Origin of the sequence: Peribacillus aracenensis (genome assembly GCF_025175645.1) — a bacterium.
Classification (GTDB): Bacteria; Bacillota; Bacilli; order Bacillales; family DSM-1321; genus Peribacillus; species Peribacillus aracenensis.
Window position 1 is genome coordinate 226,216 of sequence record NZ_JANZMJ010000002.1, and the last position, 22,282, is coordinate 248,497.

The window sequence follows — 22,282 nt, forward strand, 5'->3', positions numbered from 1 at the left end:
CGTTTTTTTGCGATCAATATTTTCGGCGATTCAAAAAGAATAAGCTATTGGAATAAAGGGTACATGTAATAATGGATTCGAATCTGAAAAGGTGGGGTGAGATACCATGGAGGGAACGGACGACTTTATACCTGAACTAGCTAGAGTAGCAGTTAATGTGATTGAAAATGTAGCTGGAACACATCCTGGTTATCGGCGTGCGCATGCAAGGGGATATATTTATGAAGGGGTTTTTACCCCAAACGGAAAAGCGTCCCCATTAACGGTGGCTCCGCATCTTCAGGATGAAGCTGTGCCGGTGGTCATTCGGTTTTCAAATAGCTCGCCGATTCCAAGCCATCCTGATGCCATTTCCCCTGTAAAGGGCATGGCCGTCAAGTTTCAATTGCCGAATGGAGAAGAATCAGATCTTATTACTGTGACCATTCCGTTATTCTTTGCGAAAACACCGGAAGCGTTTGTTGAAATGGCTGACTTTTTCAAGTCTGCCAAAGAAGGTTTCCCCAATCTGAAAGAGCTTGCAAAAATCCTTTGGAAATACCCTGAAAGCAAGGCAAGCCTGCAAATGCTTAAAGAAATGCGTTCTCCAGCCAGTTTCTCAACGTGTCAATATTACTCCATTCATGCATTCTATTTCATTAACGCGGAAGGAAGGCGGCAGGCAATCAAGTATGAGTGGGTACCTGATGCCGGCCTTAGTATGCTAGAAAAAAAGGAGGTGGCCAAGCATTCGCCGGAGTATCTGGGTGAAGAAATGGAAGATAGGCTCAAGCAGGGTCCGGTGGGGTTTAAATTGAACATCCAAATAGGAGGGGAAAATGACCCGACTGATGATCCAACCACAGCTTGGTCGGAAGATAAACAGGTAATCACGATAGGGCATTTAATGATTTCCAGAAAAACGCCAGTGTTTAAAGATACTTTAATGTTTGATCCAACCAATATTCCTGAAGGAATCGAATGCTCGGAAGACCGAATTTTGCATTTTCGCCATAATGCGTATGCTGTCTCTTATGAACGTCGGATAAATAACGAATGAATGAAATCAAGAAAAAAGGGAATTCCCTTACTATAAGGGTTCCCTTCAGACTGTTGGCAAACTTGCTTTAAGAAAGGCTGTTTTCGCATACTTTGTTGCTATTTACCAAGTAAAGCGGTGTGGTTGATTTCCCCTCCAGATGCTCGCTTTCCGCGGGGCGGGCGGTGAGCCTCCTCGGCGTAAACGCCTGTGGGGTCTCACCTGTCCCGCAGGAGTCTCGCACTTGCGCTCCAATCAACCTTAAATCGTTTAGTTTTTAAAAACAACAATCTTTACGAAAAGAGCCTTAAGAAATCAGCTTTCTTTTCCTTGGGTTAAGCCAGGACTCAACAGGTGTATCGCAAATCTTCTTCAATTAAACGAGGGCTTCATTTATATAACAGTAAAACATGGTGGATACCCTAGTCATGTTTTAAAATCATGGTTCGGAAATAAATCCGAACCCTTTTTTCGTAAGTTTACATTTTTCCGGATCTGAAAATGGTGTAGAGCATAAGTAAGAACATTAGGGTTGCAACGACAAATCCAATCTCGATAACCGGTATCTTCCATAGGATCAAGGTTTCCCCGCCTATAGCAGAGCCGATAATGAGACCGACCATGATTATACTGAATGCTAGCAGGATAATACTGAAAGACAACCGGTTCGAGATTTGATCAAGCTTATGTAAAAACACTTGGAGTTCGGGAATGTTGATATCAAGCCGTAATTTTCCTTTTTTAATGATACCTGTCACTTCCCTGATATCCTTGGGCAATTCGGCAATGGCTTCAGCAGACTCGATGAATTGATTCCAGGCGTTCTTCGCAATGTTTTTGGGGTTGTAGCGTTCCTTAAAAAGCCTTTCTCCAAAAGGTTCAGCTGCCTTCATAATGCTGAAATTCGGATCTAATCCTTCGACAATGGCCTCCATGGTAAGCAAAGCCTTGCCGAGCATCGTGAATTCGGGAGGGATTTGGACTTGATGCCGATTGGCAACCGTGAACAGGTCATTGACAGCTCCGCCTAAGCTGATTTGGCTCAATGGGATATCATAATATTTATTTCGCAGTTCATCGATATCCCCTCTTAATGGGGCCATGTCGATTTCATCCGTCAGGAGGCCCATTTCTGAAAGCGTCTTGATCAATCCATTGGTGCTGCCGCGTTTCAAATTGATGACAAGCGAGGCGAACTGAAACTTCGTCTCTTCCTCCAACCGTCCCACCATTCCGAAATCCATAAGTGCGACGACATTCCCTGGCAAAATGATGATATTGCCAGGGTGGGGATCGCCGTGGTAGAAGCCATCGATCAATATTTGCTGAAGCATGGAATTCGCTAATCTTTCCGCGATTTTCCGGCGATCATAACCTTCATCATCAAGCTGTTTATAATGATTAATCTTAATTCCTTGAATGAAATCCATCGTCAGGACCCTTTTTGTGGAAAATTCCCAATGGATCCTTGGTACCTTAAACCCTTGATCATCGATGAATTGCTTGGCTATTCTTTCCCCGTTTCGGCCCTCGGAGTTATAATCGAGTTCTGCACGGAGTGATTTAGCGAATTCATCAATCATTTTTCTGATTTGGTAGCGTCTTGCCCAAGATATGCGTGCTTCCATTAGTCTTGCCAAATCATCGAGAATTTCCAAATCCGTTTCCACAATCGGCAGGATATCGGGCCGCTGCACTTTGATTGCTACGACTTCATGTGATGGAAGCCGTGCCGTGTGGACCTGACCAATCGAAGCGGTTGCCAGTGGGGTTTCATGAAATTCAAGAAAAAGGTTTTCCAAAGAATCACCCAATTCGGCTTCGACAATTTTGCGAACCCTTTCAAATGGAAAGGGGGTGACTTGGTCCTGTAGCTTTTCAAGTTCGCGGACGATTTCTTCAGGTACGAAATCACGCCTCGTACTTGCAATCTGACCAAGTTTAATGAATGTAGGTCCCAAGCTTTGTAATATCGTATGCAGCCTCTCCCCAATTGAGCGGAGGTTAAGGTTTTCATCAGGTTGGAGTTTCGATGCAGCTTTGCTCTCGGATAATCCCAGACGATAGATGAAGTAACCAAAACCATTTTTCAAGAAGGCATTAATGATTTCTTGGTAACGATGTGCGTGTTTCAGTCGCTTGCGAAACATTCAAGTACCTCCTGATCAGGATTGTATGTTTTGGTTCTGTTTTTCCAAAATCGCGATACGGCGCTCCAATTCCTGAACTTCTTCTTTAGTTGCCAAGTTTAGGCCATTGAGCGCTTGGTTGACTTTGGCCTTGACGGAATCATCCAGCTGCTTTTGGGCTTGTTCCCCTTTTTCGACCCATTGCTTAATAAGAACCTTGGAGTCTTCTTTTGAGATATCGCCTTTTTTCACAAGAGAGTCCACTGCTTTTTCAATTTGCTCTTTTGTAGCAGCGGCAGCACCTAATCCTAAAGAAAACACATTTTTTAATAAGTCCATTTTTACATTCCTCCAATTAAAATTTTCACTCTGTAAGAAAGATAATGGCGGATGCCTTTCACTGTGGTTCATTCTTGTTGTTACTATCTATCATACATCACTTTAGGGCCGCTACAAAAATATAAGGGTTCTGCAGATTTTTGATGATAAGGAAAAGGATTAATTGATCATGCGCGGAAATGTTTGAAGTGAAGCGAATTGGATAATATGATAGGGACAAATCTGTGAAAGTGGGGATGGAATAATGGGATTCACAAATAAAACGGTGATTGTAACAGGCGCTTCGAATGGCATAGGGAGAGGTGTGGCAAAGGGATATGCAGAAAGCGGCGCTGCTGTCGTTCTCGCAGATTTGGACGAGCGGGAAGGTGTTCTGTATGTGGAAGAGCTCAAAAGTAACGGTCATGAAGCCATGTTCGTTAAAACGGATGTACGCAAGGAGGATGACATCCAACATTTGATGGATGTAACTTTAAAAACATATAAGACCATTGATATATTAATCAATAATGCAGGAAAGGCATTATTCAAATCGCTTTATGATCTGACGATTGAGGATTGGGACGATATGATGAATACGAATTTGCGCAGTGTTTTCCTTTGTTCCCGGGCAGCGGCAGAATCGATGCGGAAAAATGAACAGGGAGGTGCGATCATCAATATAGCATCAACCAGAGCGATAATGTCTGAGCCGGATTCGGAATCCTATGCAGCGACAAAAGGAGGGATCAAAGCACTGACACATGCACTTGCCGCTTCTTTAGGCAAAGAGAAAATTACGGTCAATTCGATTTCTCCGGGCTGGATTGAAACGGGAGATTATGACTCGCTGAGGGATAAGGATCATCAGCAGCATTTTTCCAATCGGGTTGGTATGCCGGAAGACATTGCAAGGGCCTGTCTTTATTTGACGGCAACGGAAAATGATTTCGTTACGGGTGCGGATCTTATCGTCGATGGAGGCATGACAAGAAAAATGATGCACGAGGAGTAACTCATTTTTTCCGATAGAGATATTGCAGTTCAGTTCCGAGCTCACGGTTGAGCAGCTGTTCCATTTCTTCAAGCTCCTTTATGCCGATAGGGGCATCGGCAGCTGTCCAGTGAACAGTATAAACAAAATAGTAATCTCTTATTTTTCGGAAAATAACAGGCGAATTCGGGAATTCATCAAAAATTGCCCTGATATTATAGCGTCTCATGTAGGACCACTTAACAAGCTGCATGTAGCTACCCATCCTTTTCAAAAGAGATCAATGACTGCCAGGGTGGCAGCCATTGGTCGGTTCTTATTTATCGTTGAATAAATTGAATAAGCCTCTAGCTACGCTGCCTTCTTCGGATGATCCCCCATTTTGCGGCGCTGCAGCAAATACACGGCTGGCAAGCCGGCTGAATGGCAATGATTGCACCCACACGGTTCCGGGCCCTTTTAATGTTGCAAAGAATAAACCTTCGCCTCCGAATAAAGCGGTTTTCACGCCTTTTACAGTTTCAATATTATAATCTACCCCGCTAGTCATTGCCACTAAACATCCTGTATCGACGCGTAAAATCTCTCCTGCTGCCAATTCCTTTTTATGGATCGTGCCGCCGGCATGAACGAAGGTCATCCCATCTCCTTCAAGTTTTTGCATGATGAAGCCTTCACCGCCAAAGAAGCCTGCCCCTATTTTTCTCTGAAACTCAATTCCGACCGAAACGCCTTTTGCTGCCGCCAGGAAAGCGTCTTTTTGACATATGATTTTCCCGCCTAGCTCGCTTAAATCCATCGGGATGATTTTACCTGGATAAGGCGAGGCGAATGATACGTGTTTTTTATCTCGTCCTTCATTCGTAAAAGCCGTCATGAAAAGACTCTCACCAGTAAGGAGCCGTTTCCCGGCACCGAATAGCTTACCCATCATTCCGCTGTCACCATTTGAAGACCCATCGCCAAAGATGGTTTCCATCTTGATTCGATCTTCCATCATCATTAAACTTCCAGCTTCGGCAATCACCGTTTCCTGAGGGTCCAATTCCACTTCAACAAACTGCATGTCATCACCATATATTTTAAAATCTATTTCATGGTTATTCATTTTCCATTCCTCCTATCCGCCTTATTTTCATTGTAAAAGATAAACTCTTAACCTGCCAATATTTTTCAGCTTCCCGCCGTGATTTATATATTTTTTGTTTTCAAGGGTATATCTAGTAAAATGAAGAAAGAAAAAACAGCATGACACTTAAGTTGAAATGAAACGTAATCTTAAGTGTGGGGGGAGACAACCATGGAGACTTACATATTATCATTGGACCAGGGAACGACAAGTTCGCGGGCCATTTTATTTAATAAAAGCGGGGAAGTCTTGCATATTGCGCAAAAGGAATTCACACAATATTTCCCGAATCCTGGATGGGTGGAGCATAACGCCAATGAAATTTGGGGTTCCATCCTATCGGTAATCGCTTCCTGTCTATCGGAAATGAATGTAAAACCGGAACAGATCGCTGGAATTGGCATAACGAATCAACGGGAGACGACCGTGGTATGGGATAAGGAAACAGGTCAGCCGATCCATCATGCCATCGTCTGGCAATCCCGGCAGACAAGTGAAATTTGCACTCAATTGAAGGATGAGGGTCTCGATGACTTATTTTTGCAGAAAACCGGTTTGTTGATTGATGCTTATTTTTCCGGTACGAAGGTGAAATGGATTCTCGATCATGTAGATGGGGCACGGGAAAAGGCAGAAAACGGAGACTTATTGTTTGGTACGATCGATACGTGGCTCATATGGAAACTTTCGGGTGGTAAGGCACATATAACCGATTATTCGAATGCTTCAAGGACGCTGATGTATAACATTCATGACCTGAAGTGGGATGAAGAGCTGTTGGCAATCCTGCAAGTGCCGCAATCGATGCTCCCGGATGTTCGCTCTTCATCAGAGATATACGGGAAAACAGCGCCACACCATTTCTTTGGACACGAAATCCCGATTGCCGGAGCAGCTGGAGATCAACAGGCAGCTTTGTTCGGTCAAGAATGCTTCGAAAAAGGAATGGCCAAGAATACGTATGGCACCGGATGCTTTATGCTGATGAATACAGGAGAAAAGGCAGTGAAATCAGAGCATGGCCTGTTGACCACGATTGCATGGGGGCTGAATGGAAAAGTCGAATATGCCTTGGAAGGCAGTATTTTTGTCGCAGGTTCGGCCATACAATGGTTAAGGGATGGGCTGAAATTCTTGCATGATCCGAAAGACAGTGAAAAATATGCTTTGCGGGTCACTTCAGCGGATGGAGTTTATGTAGTTCCCGCATTTGTTGGATTAGGCACCCCATATTGGGATAGTGATGTCAGGGGAGCTATATTCGGACTGACAAGGGGGACAGCGAAGGAGCATTTCGTCCGGGCAACATTGGAAGCGTTGGCCTATCAGACAAAAGATGTCCTTAGCGCCATGGAAGTCGATTCAGGGATTAACCTAAAGTCATTGAGGGTCGATGGAGGGGTTGTCAAAAACAACTTCTTGATGGAATTTCAAAGCGGTCTCCTGAATGTCCCTGTCGAAAGACCGGTAATTAGTGAAACGACAGCGTTAGGAGCGGCATATTTGGCTGGACTCGCTGTCGGGTATTGGGAAAATCAGGAAGAGATATCAAAGCTATGGGCAGTCGATAAGAAATTCGAACCAGGGATGGAAGAACAGGAAAGAAAGGATTTATATAATGGCTGGAAAAAGGCAGTTCAGGCGGCAACGGTTTTTAAATAGAGTAAGTAAGGGTATTATTAGAGGAGAGAGATGAATACAGAACGTACAAACATAAAAAGGGGTGGTAATATGTTAGTCAAGGATTTCATGATAAGGGAAGTCTATGTAGCCCGTCCTGATTTTACATTAAAGGAAATTCTGCGAATCTTAATCGAAAATAAAGTGGGCGGGGTACCGGTCGTGGATGAACATGATAAGCTCTTGGGAATGGTGACGGACGGGGATATCCTTCGTTATTTGACACCTGCTGAGGAAGCCATCATGGGCTATTTCACCTATATTACGGTTCTTCCCGGTGAAGAATTGGATGAAAAGGTTACATCCAAAATGAATGATAAAGTTGCACGAATCATTAAAAATAAAAGGATTACTAAGCTATCCCCCGAAGATCCGTTAGATGAATTGATAAAGGTCCTTTCCAAGCATCATTTCAAGAAAATCCCTGTCGTGGACAAAAATGATAAAGTCGTCGGCATCATCAGCAGGGGAGATGCACTAAGGGCCCTATATAAGGAATTCGTACAAAATCTTGAATAAGGGATTAAAAAAAAGGCCCGCTCGTAATCGCGCGGGCCTTTTTTTGTAATTATCATTGAGTGCTTTCTAATGCTTTATCTGCATCAGATTCACCTTTTGCTCTTTTTTCCTTCAATTTAAAGTAGGCGTCCATTACGTCCCGCCCGATCCGTTTGTTAATATCATCAGAGGGCTTGCCTTGATACACCCATGGCACGACGACAGAGAATGCCACTTCCGGATTATTGTGAGGTGCATAACCTACAAGTGTCAGATTGATAGTCGGGACTGGCTCGCTATATTGATTCCTCCGCGGTCCGTCGTAAAAGGCCTCGGCAGTCCCCGTTTTTGCTGCCGCATGGTAGGATTTCCCGCCAAAATATTTATATGCTGTCCCGCCTGGCTCCTGGGCGACCTGCCTGAATCCTTCCTGGACACGCTGCATCCAAACGTCTTTCCCGCCTAAATCGTTTAACACTTTGGGACTCATTGTTTTAAAGACGCTGCCCAATTCATTGTGTTCGTTGGATGGATTCCTGATTTCCCTGACCATATGTGGCTCAAGCCTTTTTCCGCCATTTGCAATCGTCGAAACATACTGTGCCAATTGCATTGGTGTATATGTATCATACTGCCCAATCGATAAATCCAGCAGCAATCCATCTGTAGACATGTCGACGCCTTTAAATCCGACTGATTCATTAGGCAGGTCGATGCCGGTACGGACACCCAAGCCGAATTGGGCATAATGATTCCGCATGATTGAATAAGCTTCCCGGTTGATTCCTAACGGCCGGTTAGGGATATAATGACCGCCGGCTATTTTGATTGCCGTCATGAACATATAGACATTCGACGATTTCTTTAACGCGGAGACATCGGTTACATAACCTAAATCACTATAAGATCCTTTGGGATTAGCCCCTGCTAATTGGAGTTTTCTGTCAAAAAAAGCCGACCCTGGTGCGATGGCTCCTGTCTGAAAGCCTGTGTAGACAGTGGCTCCTTTAACAGATGACCCCATCGTATAGGAGGTCGTAATGTTTCCAAGGGCAAAATCGTTCATTTCGGTCAATCCGGTTTTACTGTTGCGGCCGTATTGCCTGCCGGCCATCGTAAGCACCTCGCCTGTATTCGGGTCCATTAAAACGACGAAGGCCCGATCCAATAAGTAGGTATTTCCCCTAGCCTTAGTTTTGCGCAATTCGCTCTCGATGATTTTTTCAACCTGTTGCTGCAGCTCCATATCAATTGTCAGGACCAAGTCTTTTCCGCTTTGCCCTTCAGTCAGGGTATTCGTATTGATGACTTCCCCTTTGCTCAGCACATTTTCAATCCGCGTCTTTTGACCGCGCAGGACATCTTCATATTGCTTTTCGATATAACTTTTTCCGACCCGGTCATTCCTGGTATAGTCTCGTGCCAGATAATAGTCGATATTTTCACTGGGAATGCCTTCTTCGGAAGAAGAGACCTTGCCAAGAACCGAGCGGAGGGTCTCGTCATACTTATAGGTCCTTTCCCAATCCGTCGTTACATCCACGCCTGGCATTTCATCCAAATGTTCGCTGACCCTGGCGAATTCCTTAGTGGTGACATCTTTATTCTTCACGATTGACGGTGCGAGTGCATAGCCGCTATTGAATTCCCGGAAGATGGCGATCACTTCCAATTCATCCTTGGTGAATTCCTTGATATTCTCTTCGGTCACCCGTTCCATTTGAAGTTTGTATAAATCTTTTTGCTCCAATTTCTTTTCGATTACTTTCTTCTTCTCGGCCTTGGTGATCAAGGCATCGGCTTCTTTCGGATGTTTTAAAATCCAAAAATCCTTTTTATCCGGCAGGGTCACCTTTTTGGTATCTTTTTCTATCAAGGTGGCAAGGACCTCTGCCGTCTTCACCATATCTGCCGTTTTCGTATTCGGGTATTTCGTATAAGTGATGGCATTACGCGGCTCATTATCAACGACCGGATTCAAGTTGCGGTCATACATCTTGCCACGGGGAACGGGGGTATTGGCCACATCATTTTCCGTACGGTCCACTTCCCGAAGGTAATCATCCCCATACACGATTTGGACGATGCCAAGCCGGATTATTAAGCTTGAAAATAAAATGAATATTAAAAAGAACATGAAGTTCAGCCGGAAAGGAATTGGGGTTTTTTTCTTTTTTTCTTTGGCCATCAGTAACATTCCTTTCTAGTAAAAGTAAAAAATAAGAAAATTCCTATCTCCAATGATATATAAAATTAACTTATTTTTCTATGCTTTATCCGTAAAATTATCTATATTTCCAAAAGAATGTTTTGAAGCTATATAATTCCTAGTAATCTTATAATTAGGAAAATTGCTATAAAGGCAATGAGTCCGAAGTTGTTTTAATAGATAAAGAGAGGGCGAAGCGGCACAGCGACAATCATGGGGGGAGATCCATAAATGAGTCGCTTCTGTGAAAAAGGGGAGCTCACAAAGTAAATGAATGAACAATGAATGACTTTAATCTTTGGAATCCATTCACAACGACTTAAGTACCATGAGTAAGCATTAATTTGCTTCATATTTCCTAACGGGAGCTTGACTCGTGACGCTGATAATCTCTTTGAAATATCCGCATAGCTCAAGCCATTTTTCAGGGTAAATATAGTTGAATCGTTCGATCGTTTCTAGGGAGTGAAGCACCAGGCAATCGATTTGACCCGTGTTTTTACTTTGTAAATTGAATAGGAGCTCATGCGGGATTGTGTAATAAGGGTGAATTTGATACGGATTGAGTATGACCGGGGAAATATTCTTCCCTTCCATATACTTGTCCGTCACGATCTTTTGGATTGCAAAGCTTTCATCCGTATGTAAATCCCCGATTTTGTAATGTGGATTCAATAGTACAATGCCTCTCATTTGCTTCACCCATCCTTTTTGATAACCATTCTTGCCAAATGGGGGATGGGATATTCAAAGTAAGAGGCTTGATGCTAGAAAATGGCTTTCATTCCGTTAAGTGAGATGATTGACATTTTTCGCTTTTGACTCATCAAAAGGCTGGTAGAGCTCTTTGTGTAAAAGGGATTTTAGCGTGTCATATCTTTTGGCATCGATGATGGGTTTTGTTTTGACAGGTTGTTTGCCCATCAGCTTCTGCAAATATCGGGAGAGCATGCAATCACCACGAATGTTTTTCGACCATTATATGCAGAGCCGTCAAGAAAGGGGCGTTGCATTTGCAACGCCCCCAAGGTGATGTCACCTTTTCTTCTTCTTTTCCAGGTACAATAAAATATAATAGACTATCCAGAAAAGAAACACAGGAATGAAGGATAAAAATCTATATTGGACCGGTACGGCAAATAAGATGAAAATGGATGATAATAAAAAGGGAACCGCCAGGAGTATATATTTTCTCCATTGCATATGCTGAACCTCCTTAGGTTACGTCATTCTTATAAGAATAAAGGATTATCCAGCAATAATCTAGAAAAGTCGCAATTGACAAAAATATGCAAACGTAGTAATCTTTAAATATAAGTTAAAAATTACCATTGATAATGAAAAAGGAGGCGAACGTCATGACTAAATCAGTTAAGCACAGTGATGTCATAATCGAATATCATACGTCCGCCTGCCCTGGGACCTTGTCTTTCTAGACAAGGGATCCGACGTGTTCATTGATCATTTTATAGCGCAGGTTGTGGAATTTTCGCGGCCTGCGCTTTTATATGTGTTATAACGCATCTAAAAAAGCTTCCGCTAATTGGCGGAGGCTTTTTGACATTTGGAATACAGGTGCATTAGCATCCTTTCCATATAAAAGATAGGAGGAATTTTAAAATGAGACGAAAGACATTGGAAATTTTATTGCATCCGGGAGATCCAGAAAGCGGTTAGCGAGTGAAAGGTTTGACCAAAAGGGAGGGGAATCCATGTTTGCGATTTTTAAAAAGCTGTCCTGGTTCTTTAAAGAACAGTGGAAGCGTTACACCTTGGCGATTTTATTTCTATGTCTAGTGAATATCTTGGAGGTCATCCCGCCAAAACTTGTCGGGAATGCCATCGATGATATGAACAATGGCAGCATGACACAGGAAGGGGTCATGAAATACGTTATTTATTTGCTCGTGGTACTGATCGGCAGTTACCTATTTGGTTACTTATGGAGTTTTCTGTTATTCGGCGGCGGAAACTTGGTCGAACGAAAGCTAAGGTCCGGATTCATGGGCCATTTGCTGAAAATGACGCCGAGTTTTTATGAAAAAAACCGCACAGGGGATTTAATGGCAAGGGCAACCAATGATTTAAAGGCAATATCCCTCACAGCTGGTTTCGGGATATTGACGCTCGTTGACGCGGTGCTGTTCACCATTACAGTAGTGGTCATGATGGGAGCCACGATCAGCTGGCAGTTGACGATTGCGGCGGTGCTGCCGCTTCCGATCATGGCAGTGATGATGCAAATTTACGTGAAGAAAATTTACAAACGTTTTACGGATGCACAAGCAGCCTTTGGTACTTTAAATGACAAGGTCCTGGAATCCATTTCAGGTGTCCGTGTTATCCGGGCCTATGTCCAGGAACGGGAAGATGAAAAGCGATTTGATGAAATGACAGAGGATGTATATCGTAAAAACCTAGCCGTGGCAAGAATCGACGCCCTCTTTGATCCGACAATCAGCATTATCATCGGCATCAGTTATTTAATCGGGTTGGGCTACGGGGCTTATCTTGTGTTTCAGCAGGCCATAACACTTGGCGGACTTGTTTCGTTCAATGTGTATCTAGGCATGTTAATCTGGCCGATGATAGCGGTGGGTGAACTGATCAATGTCATGCAAAGGGGAAATGCTTCGCTAGATCGTGTTCAGGATACCCTTTCATATGAAGCGGACGTGAAAGATTCATTGGGTCTGAAGAGTATTCAAAAACCTGGAAATATCCAATTCAATTCAGTGCATTTTACATACCCTTCTTCAACGGTTGTGAATCTATCCAATATTTCCGTTCAGCTTGAGCGTGGTCAAACATTGGGGATAGTGGGGAAAACGGGAAGTGGAAAAACGACATTCGTGAAGCAATTGCTGCGGGAATATCCTTTAGGAACAGGTGAAATCGCTTTTGCTGGCATGCCGTTGGAGCAATTGAACCTTGAAGATATTCGTAAGTGGATCGGGTACGTTCCACAGGACCATTTTTTATTCTCGAAATCTGTTAGGGAAAACATCTTGTTCGGTAAAATGGATGCAACGGAAGAGGAACTGGATGATGCTATCCGGCTTGCGGATTTTGAGAAGGACTTAATGATGCTGCCCAACCGTCTTGAGACACTCGTCGGTGAGAAGGGTGTCGCCCTATCTGGAGGGCAAAAGCAGAGGATCTCGATTGCCAGGGCACTGATCAAAAATCCAGAAATCCTTATATTGGATGATTCCTTATCCGCTGTAGATGCAAAAACGGAAACGACAATCATCGAAAATATCCAAAATGAACGTGCAGGGAAAACGACGATCATCACAACCCATCGCTTATCAGCCGTTCAGCACGCGGACAGAATTATCGTGTTGGACAGCGGAGAGATCATCGAAGAGGGGACTCATGCGGATTTACTGCAGAGGGATGGCTGGTATAGAGAACAATATGAACGACAGCAGGTTGACGAAGGGACGGGGGTGAAGTCATGAAGGTCGTAAAGAGACTTTTTAATTATGCTGCCCTTTATAAAAAATTGATCATTGGCGCCCTGATCATGCTGGCACTTTCGGTAGCGGCAGATTTAACGGGTCCTTTCGTTGCCAAGAGAATCATCGATTCACATATACTTGGCATTGAATCTACCTGGTATGAAGCGAGTAAAGGAAAAGATGCTGTCAAGTATGATGGAAATTGGTATAAACGGGCTGATTACTTTGCAAAAGGTGAGAAGAAAGGCAGGGAAGTCCATGTTCTGCAGGTGGGCAATCAATTTGTCTTCGTAAATGAAGCTGTCCCTATCGAGGGGCGCAGAACCTTGGAGAACCAATCGTTGATCATCAAGAAAGATGGGAAAGAGCAACATGCGCAAGCTGTGAAATTGACGAGTCAGGAAGTTATGCGGTTTTACCAACCGGAAATCCCGCGGATCATTAAGCTTGTGGCTTTTTATTTTAGTCTTGTCATCCTTTCCTCCATTTTTCAATATGGCCAAAGTTTTTATTTACAGAAAGCGGCGAACCGAATCATACAGAAGATGCGAAATGATATTTTCACTCATATTTCCCGTCTGCCGATACGTTATTTCGATAATATGCCAGCGGGTAAAGTTGTAGCCAGGGTCACAAATGATACGGAAGCGATTCGGGAATTATATGTAACCGTGCTCGCCAACTTCTTCTCGAGTACGATTAATATCTTCGGGGTACTGATTGCTTTGTATATTCTGGATCCACGAGTTGGTACCATTGGACTTTTACTTATTCCGATCATCGTTATCTGGACGATGGTATACCGCAAATTCGCCTCGAAATATAATCACATCATTCGGGAACGGGTCAGCGATATTAATGGGATGATCAATGAATCCATTTCTGGAATGAGCATCATCCAGGCATTTGGACGTGAAAAGGAGACAAAGCAATCTTTTGAAAATCTGAACCGGGAGCATTATTCCTATCAAAATAAAATGCTCCATTTGAATTCGTTGACGGGTGGAAACTTGATCGGGGTCATTAAGGTTTTGGCGCTAATGGCATTTGTCTGGTATTTCGGCGGGATTTCCCTTACAGCGAGTTCAGCCATTTCTTTAGGGATGATGTATGCAATTGTTGATTTGATCAGCCGCCTGCTTCATCCGCTTCACGGAATCGTCAATCAGTTCGCTAACCTTGAACAGGCACTTGTTGCAGGGGAGCGGGCATTCAGTTTATTGGATGAGCAGGGATTGGCAGTCAGTGATGAAAACATGTCCAGATACAAAGGAAATGTGCAATTCGAAAATGTTTCTTTTGGTTATAAAGATAATGAATATGTGTTAAGGGATATTTCCTTCTCCGCTAAACAAGGGGAAACGGTCGCTTTAGTTGGCCATACTGGGTCAGGAAAAAGTTCCATAATGAATTTATTGTTCCGTTTTTATGACAGTAGTGAAGGTCAAATCAAAATCGATGGCACGAATATATTGGATATCCCCCATCAGACACTTAGGGAGCATATGGGAATCGTCCTTCAGGATCCCTATTTGTTCACTGGCACCATCGCTTCTAATATCAGTCTGAATCATAAAGGCATCACAAGGGAAATGGTTGAAAAATCATTAAGAGATGTAGGGGGGGACAAAGTGCTGAAGCATCTTCCTTTAGGGTTGGATGAACCTGTGATCGAAAAAGGGGGAACATTGTCTTCCGGACAGCGGCAGCTAATCTCCTTTGCACGTGCTCTTGCATTCAATCCGGCGATATTGATTTTGGATGAAGCGACAGCAAGCATCGATACTGAAACCGAGGCAATTATCCAGGAGGGAATGGAAGTGCTGAAAAAAGGGAGAACGACCTTCATCATTGCCCATAGACTATCCACGATAAAAAATGCCGACCAAATTCTTGTACTGGATAAAGGGCGGATTGCTGAGCAAGGTACACATGAAGAATTAATGGAGTTAAAAGGGAAGTATTATCAAATGTATGAACTGCAGGCTGGTCCGCATAAAGGCATGGCTGGCTGAACACAGAATAAGGATGGATAATCAAGACCAAACTATAATGAGGGTGTCGTAATCGGCATCCTCAAGCAAAAATGTTGATAATAGTAATCATTACGTTTAAGATATACCTATACAGATGATGAGGTGATTATAGTGAAACAAGAAATTCATCCAGATTATCGACAAGTGGTATTCATGGATACCAACAGTGGGTATAAATTTTTGACGGGCTCCACGAAAACGTCAAATGAAACGATCGAGTGGGAAGACGGCCAAACGTATCCATTATTAAAAGTGGAAATCAGTTCAGATACGCACCCTTTTTATACCGGAAAGCAGAAGTTTGCTGAAAAAGGCGGACGGGTGGATCGCTTCCTGGATAAATATAATATGAAGAAATGAGAGTCAGGCCATCGGGAAATCGATGGTCTTTTTTTATGACTGGGTTTGGAAAAGAGTTAATAATGTTGCTAAGGAAAAGGGTGCCCATAATCATGAGGCACCCATCCTGAAATCATTTTGCAGCAATTGCTTCCCCTTTGGCAATATTAACGAGGGCTGCATCGAAGTCCTTTATTAAATCGTCCGGATTTTCAAGTCCGACAGAGAGGCGGAGCAAGCTGTTCGTGATGCCTCGCTTTTCCCTTTCATCATCAGGCATGGCAGCATGGGACATTTTGGCTGGGTAAGATAATATAGATTCGACCGCTCCAAGGCTTACGGCAAAAACAGGGAGCTCGACAGTGTTCACGAAAGAACGGAAGACTTCCTCACTTTCCAATTCAAATGATAGGACCGCCCCCGCTCCAAGTGACTGGCCTTTCTGGATGGTGTGCTGTGGATGATCGGGAAGGCCGGGATAATACACTTTTTTCACCAATGGCTGTTCCTTTAAGTAGGCTGCAATCTTTTCTGCCCCTTTTTGTGAATGTTCCATTCTAACTGATAAGGTTTTCAAACCTCTCATTACAAGCCAGGCATCCTGGACACCAAGGACCGCTCCAAAGGAGTTTTGGAGCGAACCGAGTCTTGCGGCCAATTCCGGATCTTTCACTACCGCAAGCCCAGCTACCACATCACTATGTCCGGATAAAAACTTCGTCGCGCTATGAAGGACAACATCAGCGCCCAGTTTCAACGGTTTTTGCAATGCCGGGGTCAAGAATGTGTTATCAACAAAACTTAAGGCACCAGCTTTTTTGGCGATATCACATACGGCTTGAATATCGGTCACTTTAAGTAACGGATTTGAAGGCGTTTCGATATATATGGCCCTGGTATTTGGCTGAACGGCGGCTTTGACGCTTTCAAGGTCCGTCATGTCAACGAAGGTATGCTCAATATTGAAACGAGTCAATACGCTTGTGACCATCCTGAATGTTCCGCCGTACACATCTTCGGAAATGACGATATGATCCCCGGCAGACAATAGCAGGAAGGCTGTTGAAATGGCAGCCATACCTGATGAAAAAGCAAAGCCGTGAGTGCCTTCCTCAAGTTCGGCAATGATGTCTTCAAGTGCTTCGCGAGTCGGGTTCCCGCTTCTGCTGTAATCATATTTGCCAAATTGATCGATATCGGATTGATGGAAAGTCGATGCATGCTGAATGGGGACGCTCACACCGCCCGTTGCCGGATCGAATTTATGCTGATTATGAAGTAATTTCGTTTCAAAGCTAAAATCATGACCTGTCATCGTAGCGCCTCCCTTTTCACATGTGCGAATGCTTGCTGCAAGTCCTGAATCAAATCATCGCTATCCTCGATGCCAACGGAGAAGCGGAGCAGGCGATTACAAACTCCATTTGCCGTTCTGACTTCAAGCGGTATATCGGCATGCGTTTGTGTGGCAGGATAGGTGATAAAGCTTTCAACCCCTCCAAGGCTTTCTGCAAAGGAAATTAATGAGAGCGATTGTAAAAAGGGGTTGACCGCCGATTCATCAATGATACGGAATGAAATCATGCCGCCTTTCCCGGGATACAATACGTCCGTGACACAATCATGTTCCGACAAGTAATCTACAAGTATTTTGGCATTCTTTTCATGACGCTCCATCCGCAATGCCAAGGTTTTCATTCCACGCATCAACAGCCAAGAATCAAAGGGGCTCAAGACAGCTCCGGTACCATTATGATGGAAGGCAAGTGCATCACATAATTCAGCGCCGCTAGCAACGATCAGTCCGGCGAGCACATCATTATGACCACCGAGATACTTGGTGGCACTGTGAATCACGATATCCGCTCCAAGCAGGATGGGTTGTTGAATAAGAGGCGTGTAAAAAGTATTATCAACGATCAATAGTAAATTATATTGTTTGGCCAATGCGGCAACAGCGCTAATGTCCGTTTGCTGCATAAGAGGGTTAGTGGGAGTTTCGATGAAGATGGCTTTCGTGTGAGGAGTGATGGCTTTTTCTATATCCTCCAAACAACAAGTGTTTACATAGTCACACTGCAACCCCCATTTTTTAAAACCTTGTTCTAACAGACGATATGTACCGCCATAAAGATCCTCGCTGACAATCCAGGCATCACCTGATTTAAAAAGGGCAAGGATAGTGGAAATGGCGGCCATTCCTGAACTGCAGGCATAACCTTGGTCACCTTTTTCCAGATCGGCGATGGAACGCTCCAATAATTGGCGTGTAGGATTACCTGTCCTTGTGTAGTCGAATCCCGTCGATTGGCCAATTCCTTCATGGCGAAAAGCTGTTGAAAAGTATACTGGCGGATTGACTGTTCCTGTCGCCGTTTCGCTGCGGTTTCCTAATTGAGCAAGATATGTTTCAGTTTTGTACATGGTTTTCACTGCTCCTTTGAGTTATATAAAATAAAAAAAAGTCTTCTTTAAGAAGAAGACTTTGATTATAAGGACGAGTCATTCTTCTTATCTTCCAAGTTCACAAACTTGTGGAATTAGCACCTTTTCATTGGTTTGAAACAAATGAAGGTTGCTGAGGTGTCATCGGGCCATTCCCTCTACCTCTCTCGATAAGAGTTTAGATTATTCAATTTCTTTTGAATTTACTATATATACAAAATACTGTCAAGGACATTTTGGGATGGATAATGCTTGGATGTTCATGACCAGGTTAATTGGTGCCTAGTGCGTCAACACTTTATGTATCTAAAAAAAGAATATCCGAATCTTCATATAAACACGAAGGGTCATGGAATTTTCGGCAAAAGTGAAAGGTCAGCGGATATTTTTGCTTTAAAATAATAAAGTTTGTACAATGTATGGAGAGGAAGAATAATACGACATTATTCATTTCATATGCAAATTGGTCTTCAATGAATAGTGCAAACATAGGAGGAGAACACATGGAATACAGAATCGAACGAGATACGATGGGTGAAGTGAAAGTTCCTGCTGATAAATATTGGGGAGCACAAACCGAGAGAAGTCGTAACAATTTCAAAATCGGTAACGAAAAAATGCCGATTGAATTAGTTCGTGCATTTGCATACGTTAAACAAGCTGCGGCAAAGGTGAACTATGATCTTGGTGATCTTTCGGAAGTTAAAAAGAATGCCATCGTCAAGATTTGCGGCGAAATCCTTGAAGGAACGCTAGATGAACATTTCCCGCTTGTAGTTTGGCAAACGGGAAGCGGTACGCAAAGTAACATGAACGTGAATGAAGTGGTCGCAAACAAAGGAAATGAATGGTTAAAAGAAAATGGTGAATCGGAAACCCTTCATCCGAATGATGATGTTAACAAGGCACAGAGCTCCAATGATACTTTCCCGACAGCCATGCATATTGCTGCCTTTATGGAAGTCGCTGAAAAATTGGTTCCTGCCATTAAAGCTCTTCGTGATACATTCGATACAAAGGAAAAAGAATTTTGGGATGTCGTGAAAATTGGCCGGACACATCTTCAAGATGCTACACCATTAACATTGGGACAAGAGATTTCCGGTTGGAAAGCGATGCTTGACAAAGATCTAGCGATGATTGAAGAAAGCAGCCAAAAATTATTGAACCTTGCACTAGGAGGAACGGCTGTAGGAACCGGAATCAATACAAAAAAAGAATTCCCGGGACTTTCCGCCAAACAAATTGCAGCTGATACTGGATATCCTTTTGTCACATCTGATAATAAGTTCCATGCATTGACAAGCCATAACGAAATCGTCTACGCACACGGTGCTTTAAAAGCATTGGCAGCGGATTTAATGAAAATTGCGAACGATGTCAGATGGCTGGCAAGTGGTCCAAGAAGCGGAATCGGTGAAATAGCCATTCCGGAAAACGAGCCAGGCAGCTCCATCATGCCAGGTAAAGTCAATCCAACACAAAGTGAAGCGCTTACCATGATTGCAACACAAATCGTGGGTAACGATGCTACAATTGGCTTTGCAGCAAGCCAAGGTAATTTTGAGTTGAATGTATTCAAGCCTGTCATCATCTATAACTTCCTGCAAACGGTAAAATTATTGACGGAAGGCATTCATTCATTCAACGATAATTGTGCGGTGGGCATCACTGCAAATGAAGATAAAATCAAAGAAAATGTAGAACGTTCCCTTATGTTGGTAACAGCATTGAACCCCCATATCGGTTATGAAAAAGCAGCCAAAATCGCCAAAACTGCATTCAAGGACAACTCAACATTGAAAGAAGCTGCGTTGAAATTGGAGTTCCTGACGGAAGGTGAATTCAATGCATGGGTCGATCCTGCTAACATGGTTAATAAATAATTGAATGGATGTGCCCTCCCTTGGTATTAGGGAGGGTGTTTCCATGGGTTAAAATAATGGAATGAACAAATACTGAGATCATAGGTATCGTGAACAGGAGGAAAAACAATGTCTTTATGCCCGCTTTGCAACGGTCTAAGAAAAATTCATGTGAATTGCCCGAAATGCGGCAGTGAACTTGATGACAAAGGGAAATTCATGGACTACGCTGATGATTACAGTGCTTATATGGATATCGACATACTTAAAGAAAACGACGGATACCCTAAATCCCTTCAAAAAGGCCAATGCCCGCATCTCATGAAATGCTCTGAATGCGGACATGATGAAGTGGTATTGGTCCAGGAATGAATCTACCCCTTTTATTTGAATAAACGTAAAAAGACCCATAATGAACGGGTCTCAGTTTGTAGACAAAAGGGGTTCGATTCAAAAAAATTCGACCCCTTTTGAAATTCCATTTATAGCCTAAGTGATCAGACAGGTCTGTATCTTTAAAGCGACGTTCATAATTTTTCCCAAATGTTGAGAAACGAGCACTTTATCATGGATACCAATGCCTAAGAATCAACGGAAAGCCATATTTGTTCAACTTTTTCAATTGCATGAAAGTCAGTATGACTAATATGACTGGATCAATACTTGGGCGTCCTATTTCTGAATACATATCCTTCACCAAATCATAAATGAAAGTGAAGTCAAAGGGAGCCTCAATTTTACGAACCAAATGGTTCGCGGGCACCAGTTGATCTAAAGTAGTCATTTCAAGTTGATCATAAAGGGTTCATCCAAAGTTAATTGGAACAGAAGCTGCGAGACTCCTGCGGGAAAAGCGAGTGCCTGGAGTGGGAATTAAGGTTCAAGTTGCATAAACCCCTAAAAAAACTGTAGACAAACTCGATTTTCATCGTTTGTCTACAGTCTGAGACCCACTACGAATGGGTCTTTTTACGTTTAATTGGCAGATAACTTCATGCTTTCCTGCATCTGTTCATCTTCTTCCACTAAAATGCGATGTTCAGTCCCTTTGTCAAAAAAGTGTGCTTTATTCATATCGAGGGCAAGTTCGATATTTTCGCCTGCCTGGATCATATTCTTGGCATCGACGCGTGCGACGAAGTGCTGTCCCTCTAATGTGGAGTAGAGCATGATCTCCGCGCCCATCAGTTCGGCTACATCAATTTGGGTTGTGAATGCAGTGTTAGGGGACTTCGTGAAGTAAGCACCTTCATTATGGAAATCCTCCGGACGGATGCCAAGGATTATATCTTTTCCGACATATCCTTGATCACGCAGCATTTTCATCTTCAATTCAGGTATTTCAAGTGTTTGTTCGCCTATTTTAATAGTGCCTTCTTTTAAGGTTCCCGTAAAGAAGTTCATGGCAGGCGATCCGATAAAGCCGCCGACGAAAACGTTTATCGGTTTCTCATAAACGTCCTTTGGTGCACCGACCTGTTGGATGATACCATCCTTCATTACAACAAGACGTGTCGCCATCGTCATTGCCTCTGTTTGGTCATGCGTGACATATATCGTTGTGGTGTCGAGCCGTTTATGTAGTTTAGCGATTTCCGCACGCATTTGAACCCGTAGCTTTGCGTCGAGATTGGATAATGGCTCATCCATCAAGAAAACTTTTGCGTCCCTTACAATGGCCCGGCCAAGTGCGACACGCTGGCGCTGACCACCTGAAAGGGCTTTAGGTTTCCTGTTTAGCAGCTCTTCAAGTCCGAGAATCCTTGCCGCTTCATTGACTCTTTGCTTGATTTCCGCTTTTGGCGTTTTCCTGAGTTTTAATCCGAATGCCATATTATCATATACGGACATATGAGGATATAAGGCATAGTTCTGGAAAACCATCGCAATATCACGATCTTTAGGGGGGACATCATTGACTCGCTTGCCGTCTATATATAAATCCCCTTCGGAAATGTCTTCAAGTCCGGCAATCATCCTTAATGTCGTCGATTTGCCGCAACCCGAAGGTCCCACAAAAACTATGAATTCCTTATCGGCAACACGAAGGTTGAAGTCTTTAACAGCCGTCACCTTTTTATCATAAATCTTGAATATATGATCCAACACTAGCTCTGCCATGAATAATCCCCCTTTTAAACTCCTGATTACTTGTACC

At 43.3% G+C, this 22,282-nt stretch carries 19 protein-coding genes, 1 pseudogene and 1 riboswitch; of the genes and pseudogenes, 9 read left to right on the top strand and 11 right to left on the bottom strand.

Annotated features, from left to right (window positions below):
• Positions 1-106 precede the first annotated feature (106 nt).
• Positions 107-1,039 (top strand): catalase family peroxidase, encoded by a 933-nt coding sequence (locus N0M92_RS03740; RefSeq protein WP_260284514.1) that lies wholly within the window; start codon positions 107-109, stop codon positions 1,037-1,039.
• Positions 1,040-1,497: 458 nt separating this feature from the next.
• Here N0M92_RS03740 and N0M92_RS03745 read toward each other — a convergent pair whose 3' ends face one another.
• Both N0M92_RS03745 and N0M92_RS03750 read right to left on the bottom strand, forming a co-directional pair.
• Positions 1,498-3,168: an ABC1 kinase family protein gene (locus tag N0M92_RS03745; RefSeq protein WP_260284515.1), complete on the bottom strand. Its 1,671-nt coding sequence runs from the start codon at positions 3,166-3,168 to the stop codon at positions 1,498-1,500.
• Positions 3,169-3,183: 15 nt separating this feature from the next.
• The gene (locus tag N0M92_RS03750; protein WP_260284516.1) at positions 3,184-3,486 is read right to left on the bottom strand and encodes a phasin family protein; all 303 of its coding nucleotides are present in this window, start codon (positions 3,484-3,486) and stop codon (positions 3,184-3,186) included.
• A 244-nt stretch (positions 3,487-3,730) separates the two neighbouring features.
• On the opposite strand from N0M92_RS03750, the gene N0M92_RS03755 reads away from it, so the two are divergent.
• Positions 3,731-4,480 carry an SDR family NAD(P)-dependent oxidoreductase gene (locus tag N0M92_RS03755; protein ID WP_260284517.1) on the top strand — a complete coding sequence of 250 codons (750 nt, stop codon included), beginning with the start codon at positions 3,731-3,733 and terminating at the stop codon, positions 4,478-4,480.
• Position 4,481: 1 nt separating this feature from the next.
• Here N0M92_RS03755 and N0M92_RS03760 read toward each other — a convergent pair whose 3' ends face one another.
• Together N0M92_RS03760 and N0M92_RS03765 are read right to left on the bottom strand one after the other, a co-directional pair.
• Complete coding sequence (locus tag N0M92_RS03760) at positions 4,482-4,712, bottom strand: hypothetical protein (RefSeq protein ID WP_260284518.1); 231 nt, start codon at positions 4,710-4,712, stop codon at positions 4,482-4,484.
• Between the two features lie 63 nt (positions 4,713-4,775).
• Complete coding sequence (locus N0M92_RS03765) at positions 4,776-5,567, bottom strand: TIGR00266 family protein (protein ID WP_076367363.1); 792 nt, start codon at positions 5,565-5,567, stop codon at positions 4,776-4,778.
• A gap of 192 nt (positions 5,568-5,759) precedes the next feature.
• Here N0M92_RS03765 and glpK point away from each other — a divergent pair, with 192 nt between their 5' ends.
• Positions 5,760-7,250, top strand: a complete 1,491-nt coding sequence (gene glpK, locus N0M92_RS03770; protein WP_260284519.1) for a glycerol kinase GlpK — start codon at positions 5,760-5,762, stop codon at positions 7,248-7,250.
• A gap of 69 nt (positions 7,251-7,319) precedes the next feature.
• Positions 7,320-7,787 carry a CBS domain-containing protein gene (locus N0M92_RS03775; RefSeq protein WP_192203595.1) on the top strand — a complete coding sequence of 156 codons (468 nt, stop codon included), beginning with the start codon at positions 7,320-7,322 and terminating at the stop codon, positions 7,785-7,787.
• Between the two features lie 52 nt (positions 7,788-7,839).
• On the opposite strand, the gene N0M92_RS03780 is transcribed toward N0M92_RS03775, so the two are convergent.
• The 3 genes from N0M92_RS03780 to N0M92_RS03790 form a co-directional block, all read right to left on the bottom strand.
• Complete coding sequence (locus N0M92_RS03780; RefSeq protein WP_260284520.1) at positions 7,840-9,954, bottom strand: peptidoglycan D,D-transpeptidase FtsI family protein; 2,115 nt, start codon at positions 9,952-9,954, stop codon at positions 7,840-7,842.
• A 360-nt stretch (positions 9,955-10,314) separates the two neighbouring features.
• Entirely contained in the window at positions 10,315-10,668 is a 354-nt protein-coding gene (locus N0M92_RS03785; RefSeq protein WP_260284521.1) for a hypothetical protein, read from the bottom strand.
• Positions 10,669-11,010: 342 nt separating this feature from the next.
• Positions 11,011-11,178, bottom strand: a complete 168-nt coding sequence (locus N0M92_RS03790) for a hypothetical protein (RefSeq protein WP_157831094.1) — start codon at positions 11,176-11,178, stop codon at positions 11,011-11,013.
• Between the two features lie 509 nt (positions 11,179-11,687).
• On the opposite strand from N0M92_RS03790, the gene N0M92_RS03795 reads away from it, so the two are divergent.
• The 3 genes from N0M92_RS03795 (at position 11,688) to N0M92_RS03805 (ending at position 15,835) form a co-directional block, all read left to right on the top strand.
• Complete coding sequence (locus tag N0M92_RS03795; protein ID WP_260284522.1) at positions 11,688-13,439, top strand: ABC transporter ATP-binding protein; 1,752 nt, start codon at positions 11,688-11,690, stop codon at positions 13,437-13,439.
• Positions 13,436-15,454: an ABC transporter ATP-binding protein gene (locus tag N0M92_RS03800; RefSeq protein WP_260284523.1), complete on the top strand. Its 2,019-nt coding sequence runs from the start codon at positions 13,436-13,438 to the stop codon at positions 15,452-15,454. Before N0M92_RS03795 ends, N0M92_RS03800 begins: the two co-directional genes overlap by 4 nt.
• 132 nt (positions 15,455-15,586) lie before the next feature.
• Entirely contained in the window at positions 15,587-15,835 is a 249-nt protein-coding gene (locus tag N0M92_RS03805) for a type B 50S ribosomal protein L31 (protein WP_061461980.1), read from the top strand.
• A 112-nt stretch (positions 15,836-15,947) separates the two neighbouring features.
• On the opposite strand, the gene metC is transcribed toward N0M92_RS03805, so the two are convergent.
• A complete protein-coding gene (gene metC / locus N0M92_RS03810) occupies positions 15,948-17,129 on the bottom strand; it encodes a cystathionine beta-lyase (protein ID WP_260284524.1) in 1,182 nt (393 codons plus the stop codon).
• The gene (locus tag N0M92_RS03815) at positions 17,126-18,238 is read right to left on the bottom strand and encodes a methionine biosynthesis PLP-dependent protein (RefSeq protein WP_260284525.1); all 1,113 of its coding nucleotides are present in this window, start codon (positions 18,236-18,238) and stop codon (positions 17,126-17,128) included. Before N0M92_RS03815 ends, metC begins: the two co-directional genes overlap by 4 nt.
• Before the next feature lie 84 nt (positions 18,239-18,322).
• A riboswitch (SAM riboswitch) is annotated at positions 18,323-18,436 on the bottom strand.
• A gap of 326 nt (positions 18,437-18,762) precedes the next feature.
• Here N0M92_RS03815 and fumC point away from each other — a divergent pair.
• On the top strand, positions 18,763-20,145 hold the full coding sequence (fumC, locus tag N0M92_RS03820) for a class II fumarate hydratase (RefSeq protein WP_260284526.1): 1,383 nt from the start codon (positions 18,763-18,765) through the stop codon (positions 20,143-20,145).
• A 108-nt stretch (positions 20,146-20,253) separates the two neighbouring features.
• Complete coding sequence (locus N0M92_RS03825; protein WP_260284527.1) at positions 20,254-20,496, top strand: hypothetical protein; 243 nt, start codon at positions 20,254-20,256, stop codon at positions 20,494-20,496.
• A 109-nt stretch (positions 20,497-20,605) separates the two neighbouring features.
• Here N0M92_RS03825 and N0M92_RS03830 read toward each other — a convergent pair.
• Positions 20,606-20,908: pseudogene (locus tag N0M92_RS03830) on the bottom strand (IS5/IS1182 family transposase); the annotation flags it as partial.
• Positions 20,909-21,099: 191 nt separating this feature from the next.
• Positions 21,100-22,245 carry an ABC transporter ATP-binding protein gene (locus N0M92_RS03835; RefSeq protein ID WP_260284528.1) on the bottom strand — a complete coding sequence of 382 codons (1,146 nt, stop codon included), beginning with the start codon at positions 22,243-22,245 and terminating at the stop codon, positions 21,100-21,102.
• Positions 22,246-22,282: the final 37 nt, after the last annotated feature.

Bases quoted from the DNA above. Each gene is read 5' to 3' on its own strand.
- N0M92_RS03740 (WP_260284514.1), top strand. From the start codon at position 107: ATGGAGGGAACGGACGACTTTATACCTGAACTAGCTAGAGTAGCAGTT.
- N0M92_RS03745 (WP_260284515.1), bottom strand. From the start codon at position 3,168: ATGTTTCGCAAGCGACTGAAACACGCACATCGTTACCAAGAAATCATT.
- N0M92_RS03750 (WP_260284516.1), bottom strand. From the start codon at position 3,486: ATGGACTTATTAAAAAATGTGTTTTCTTTAGGATTAGGTGCTGCCGCT.
- N0M92_RS03755 (WP_260284517.1), top strand. From the start codon at position 3,731: ATGGGATTCACAAATAAAACGGTGATTGTAACAGGCGCTTCGAATGGC.
- N0M92_RS03760 (WP_260284518.1), bottom strand. From the start codon at position 4,712: ATGCAGCTTGTTAAGTGGTCCTACATGAGACGCTATAATATCAGGGCA.
- N0M92_RS03765 (WP_076367363.1), bottom strand. From the start codon at position 5,567: ATGAATAACCATGAAATAGATTTTAAAATATATGGTGATGACATGCAG.
- glpK (WP_260284519.1), top strand. From the start codon at position 5,760: ATGGAGACTTACATATTATCATTGGACCAGGGAACGACAAGTTCGCGG.
- N0M92_RS03775 (WP_192203595.1), top strand. From the start codon at position 7,320: ATGTTAGTCAAGGATTTCATGATAAGGGAAGTCTATGTAGCCCGTCCT.
- N0M92_RS03780 (WP_260284520.1), bottom strand. From the start codon at position 9,954: ATGGCCAAAGAAAAAAAGAAAAAAACCCCAATTCCTTTCCGGCTGAAC.
- N0M92_RS03785 (WP_260284521.1), bottom strand. From the start codon at position 10,668: ATGAGAGGCATTGTACTATTGAATCCACATTACAAAATCGGGGATTTA.
- N0M92_RS03790 (WP_157831094.1), bottom strand. From the start codon at position 11,178: ATGCAATGGAGAAAATATATACTCCTGGCGGTTCCCTTTTTATTATCA.
- N0M92_RS03795 (WP_260284522.1), top strand. From the start codon at position 11,688: ATGTTTGCGATTTTTAAAAAGCTGTCCTGGTTCTTTAAAGAACAGTGG.
- N0M92_RS03800 (WP_260284523.1), top strand. From the start codon at position 13,436: ATGAAGGTCGTAAAGAGACTTTTTAATTATGCTGCCCTTTATAAAAAA.
- metC (WP_260284524.1), bottom strand. From the start codon at position 17,129: ATGACAGGTCATGATTTTAGCTTTGAAACGAAATTACTTCATAATCAG.
- N0M92_RS03815 (WP_260284525.1), bottom strand. From the start codon at position 18,238: ATGTACAAAACTGAAACATATCTTGCTCAATTAGGAAACCGCAGCGAA.
- fumC (WP_260284526.1), top strand. From the start codon at position 18,763: ATGGAATACAGAATCGAACGAGATACGATGGGTGAAGTGAAAGTTCCT.
- N0M92_RS03825 (WP_260284527.1), top strand. From the start codon at position 20,254: ATGTCTTTATGCCCGCTTTGCAACGGTCTAAGAAAAATTCATGTGAAT.
- N0M92_RS03835 (WP_260284528.1), bottom strand. From the start codon at position 22,245: ATGGCAGAGCTAGTGTTGGATCATATATTCAAGATTTATGATAAAAAG.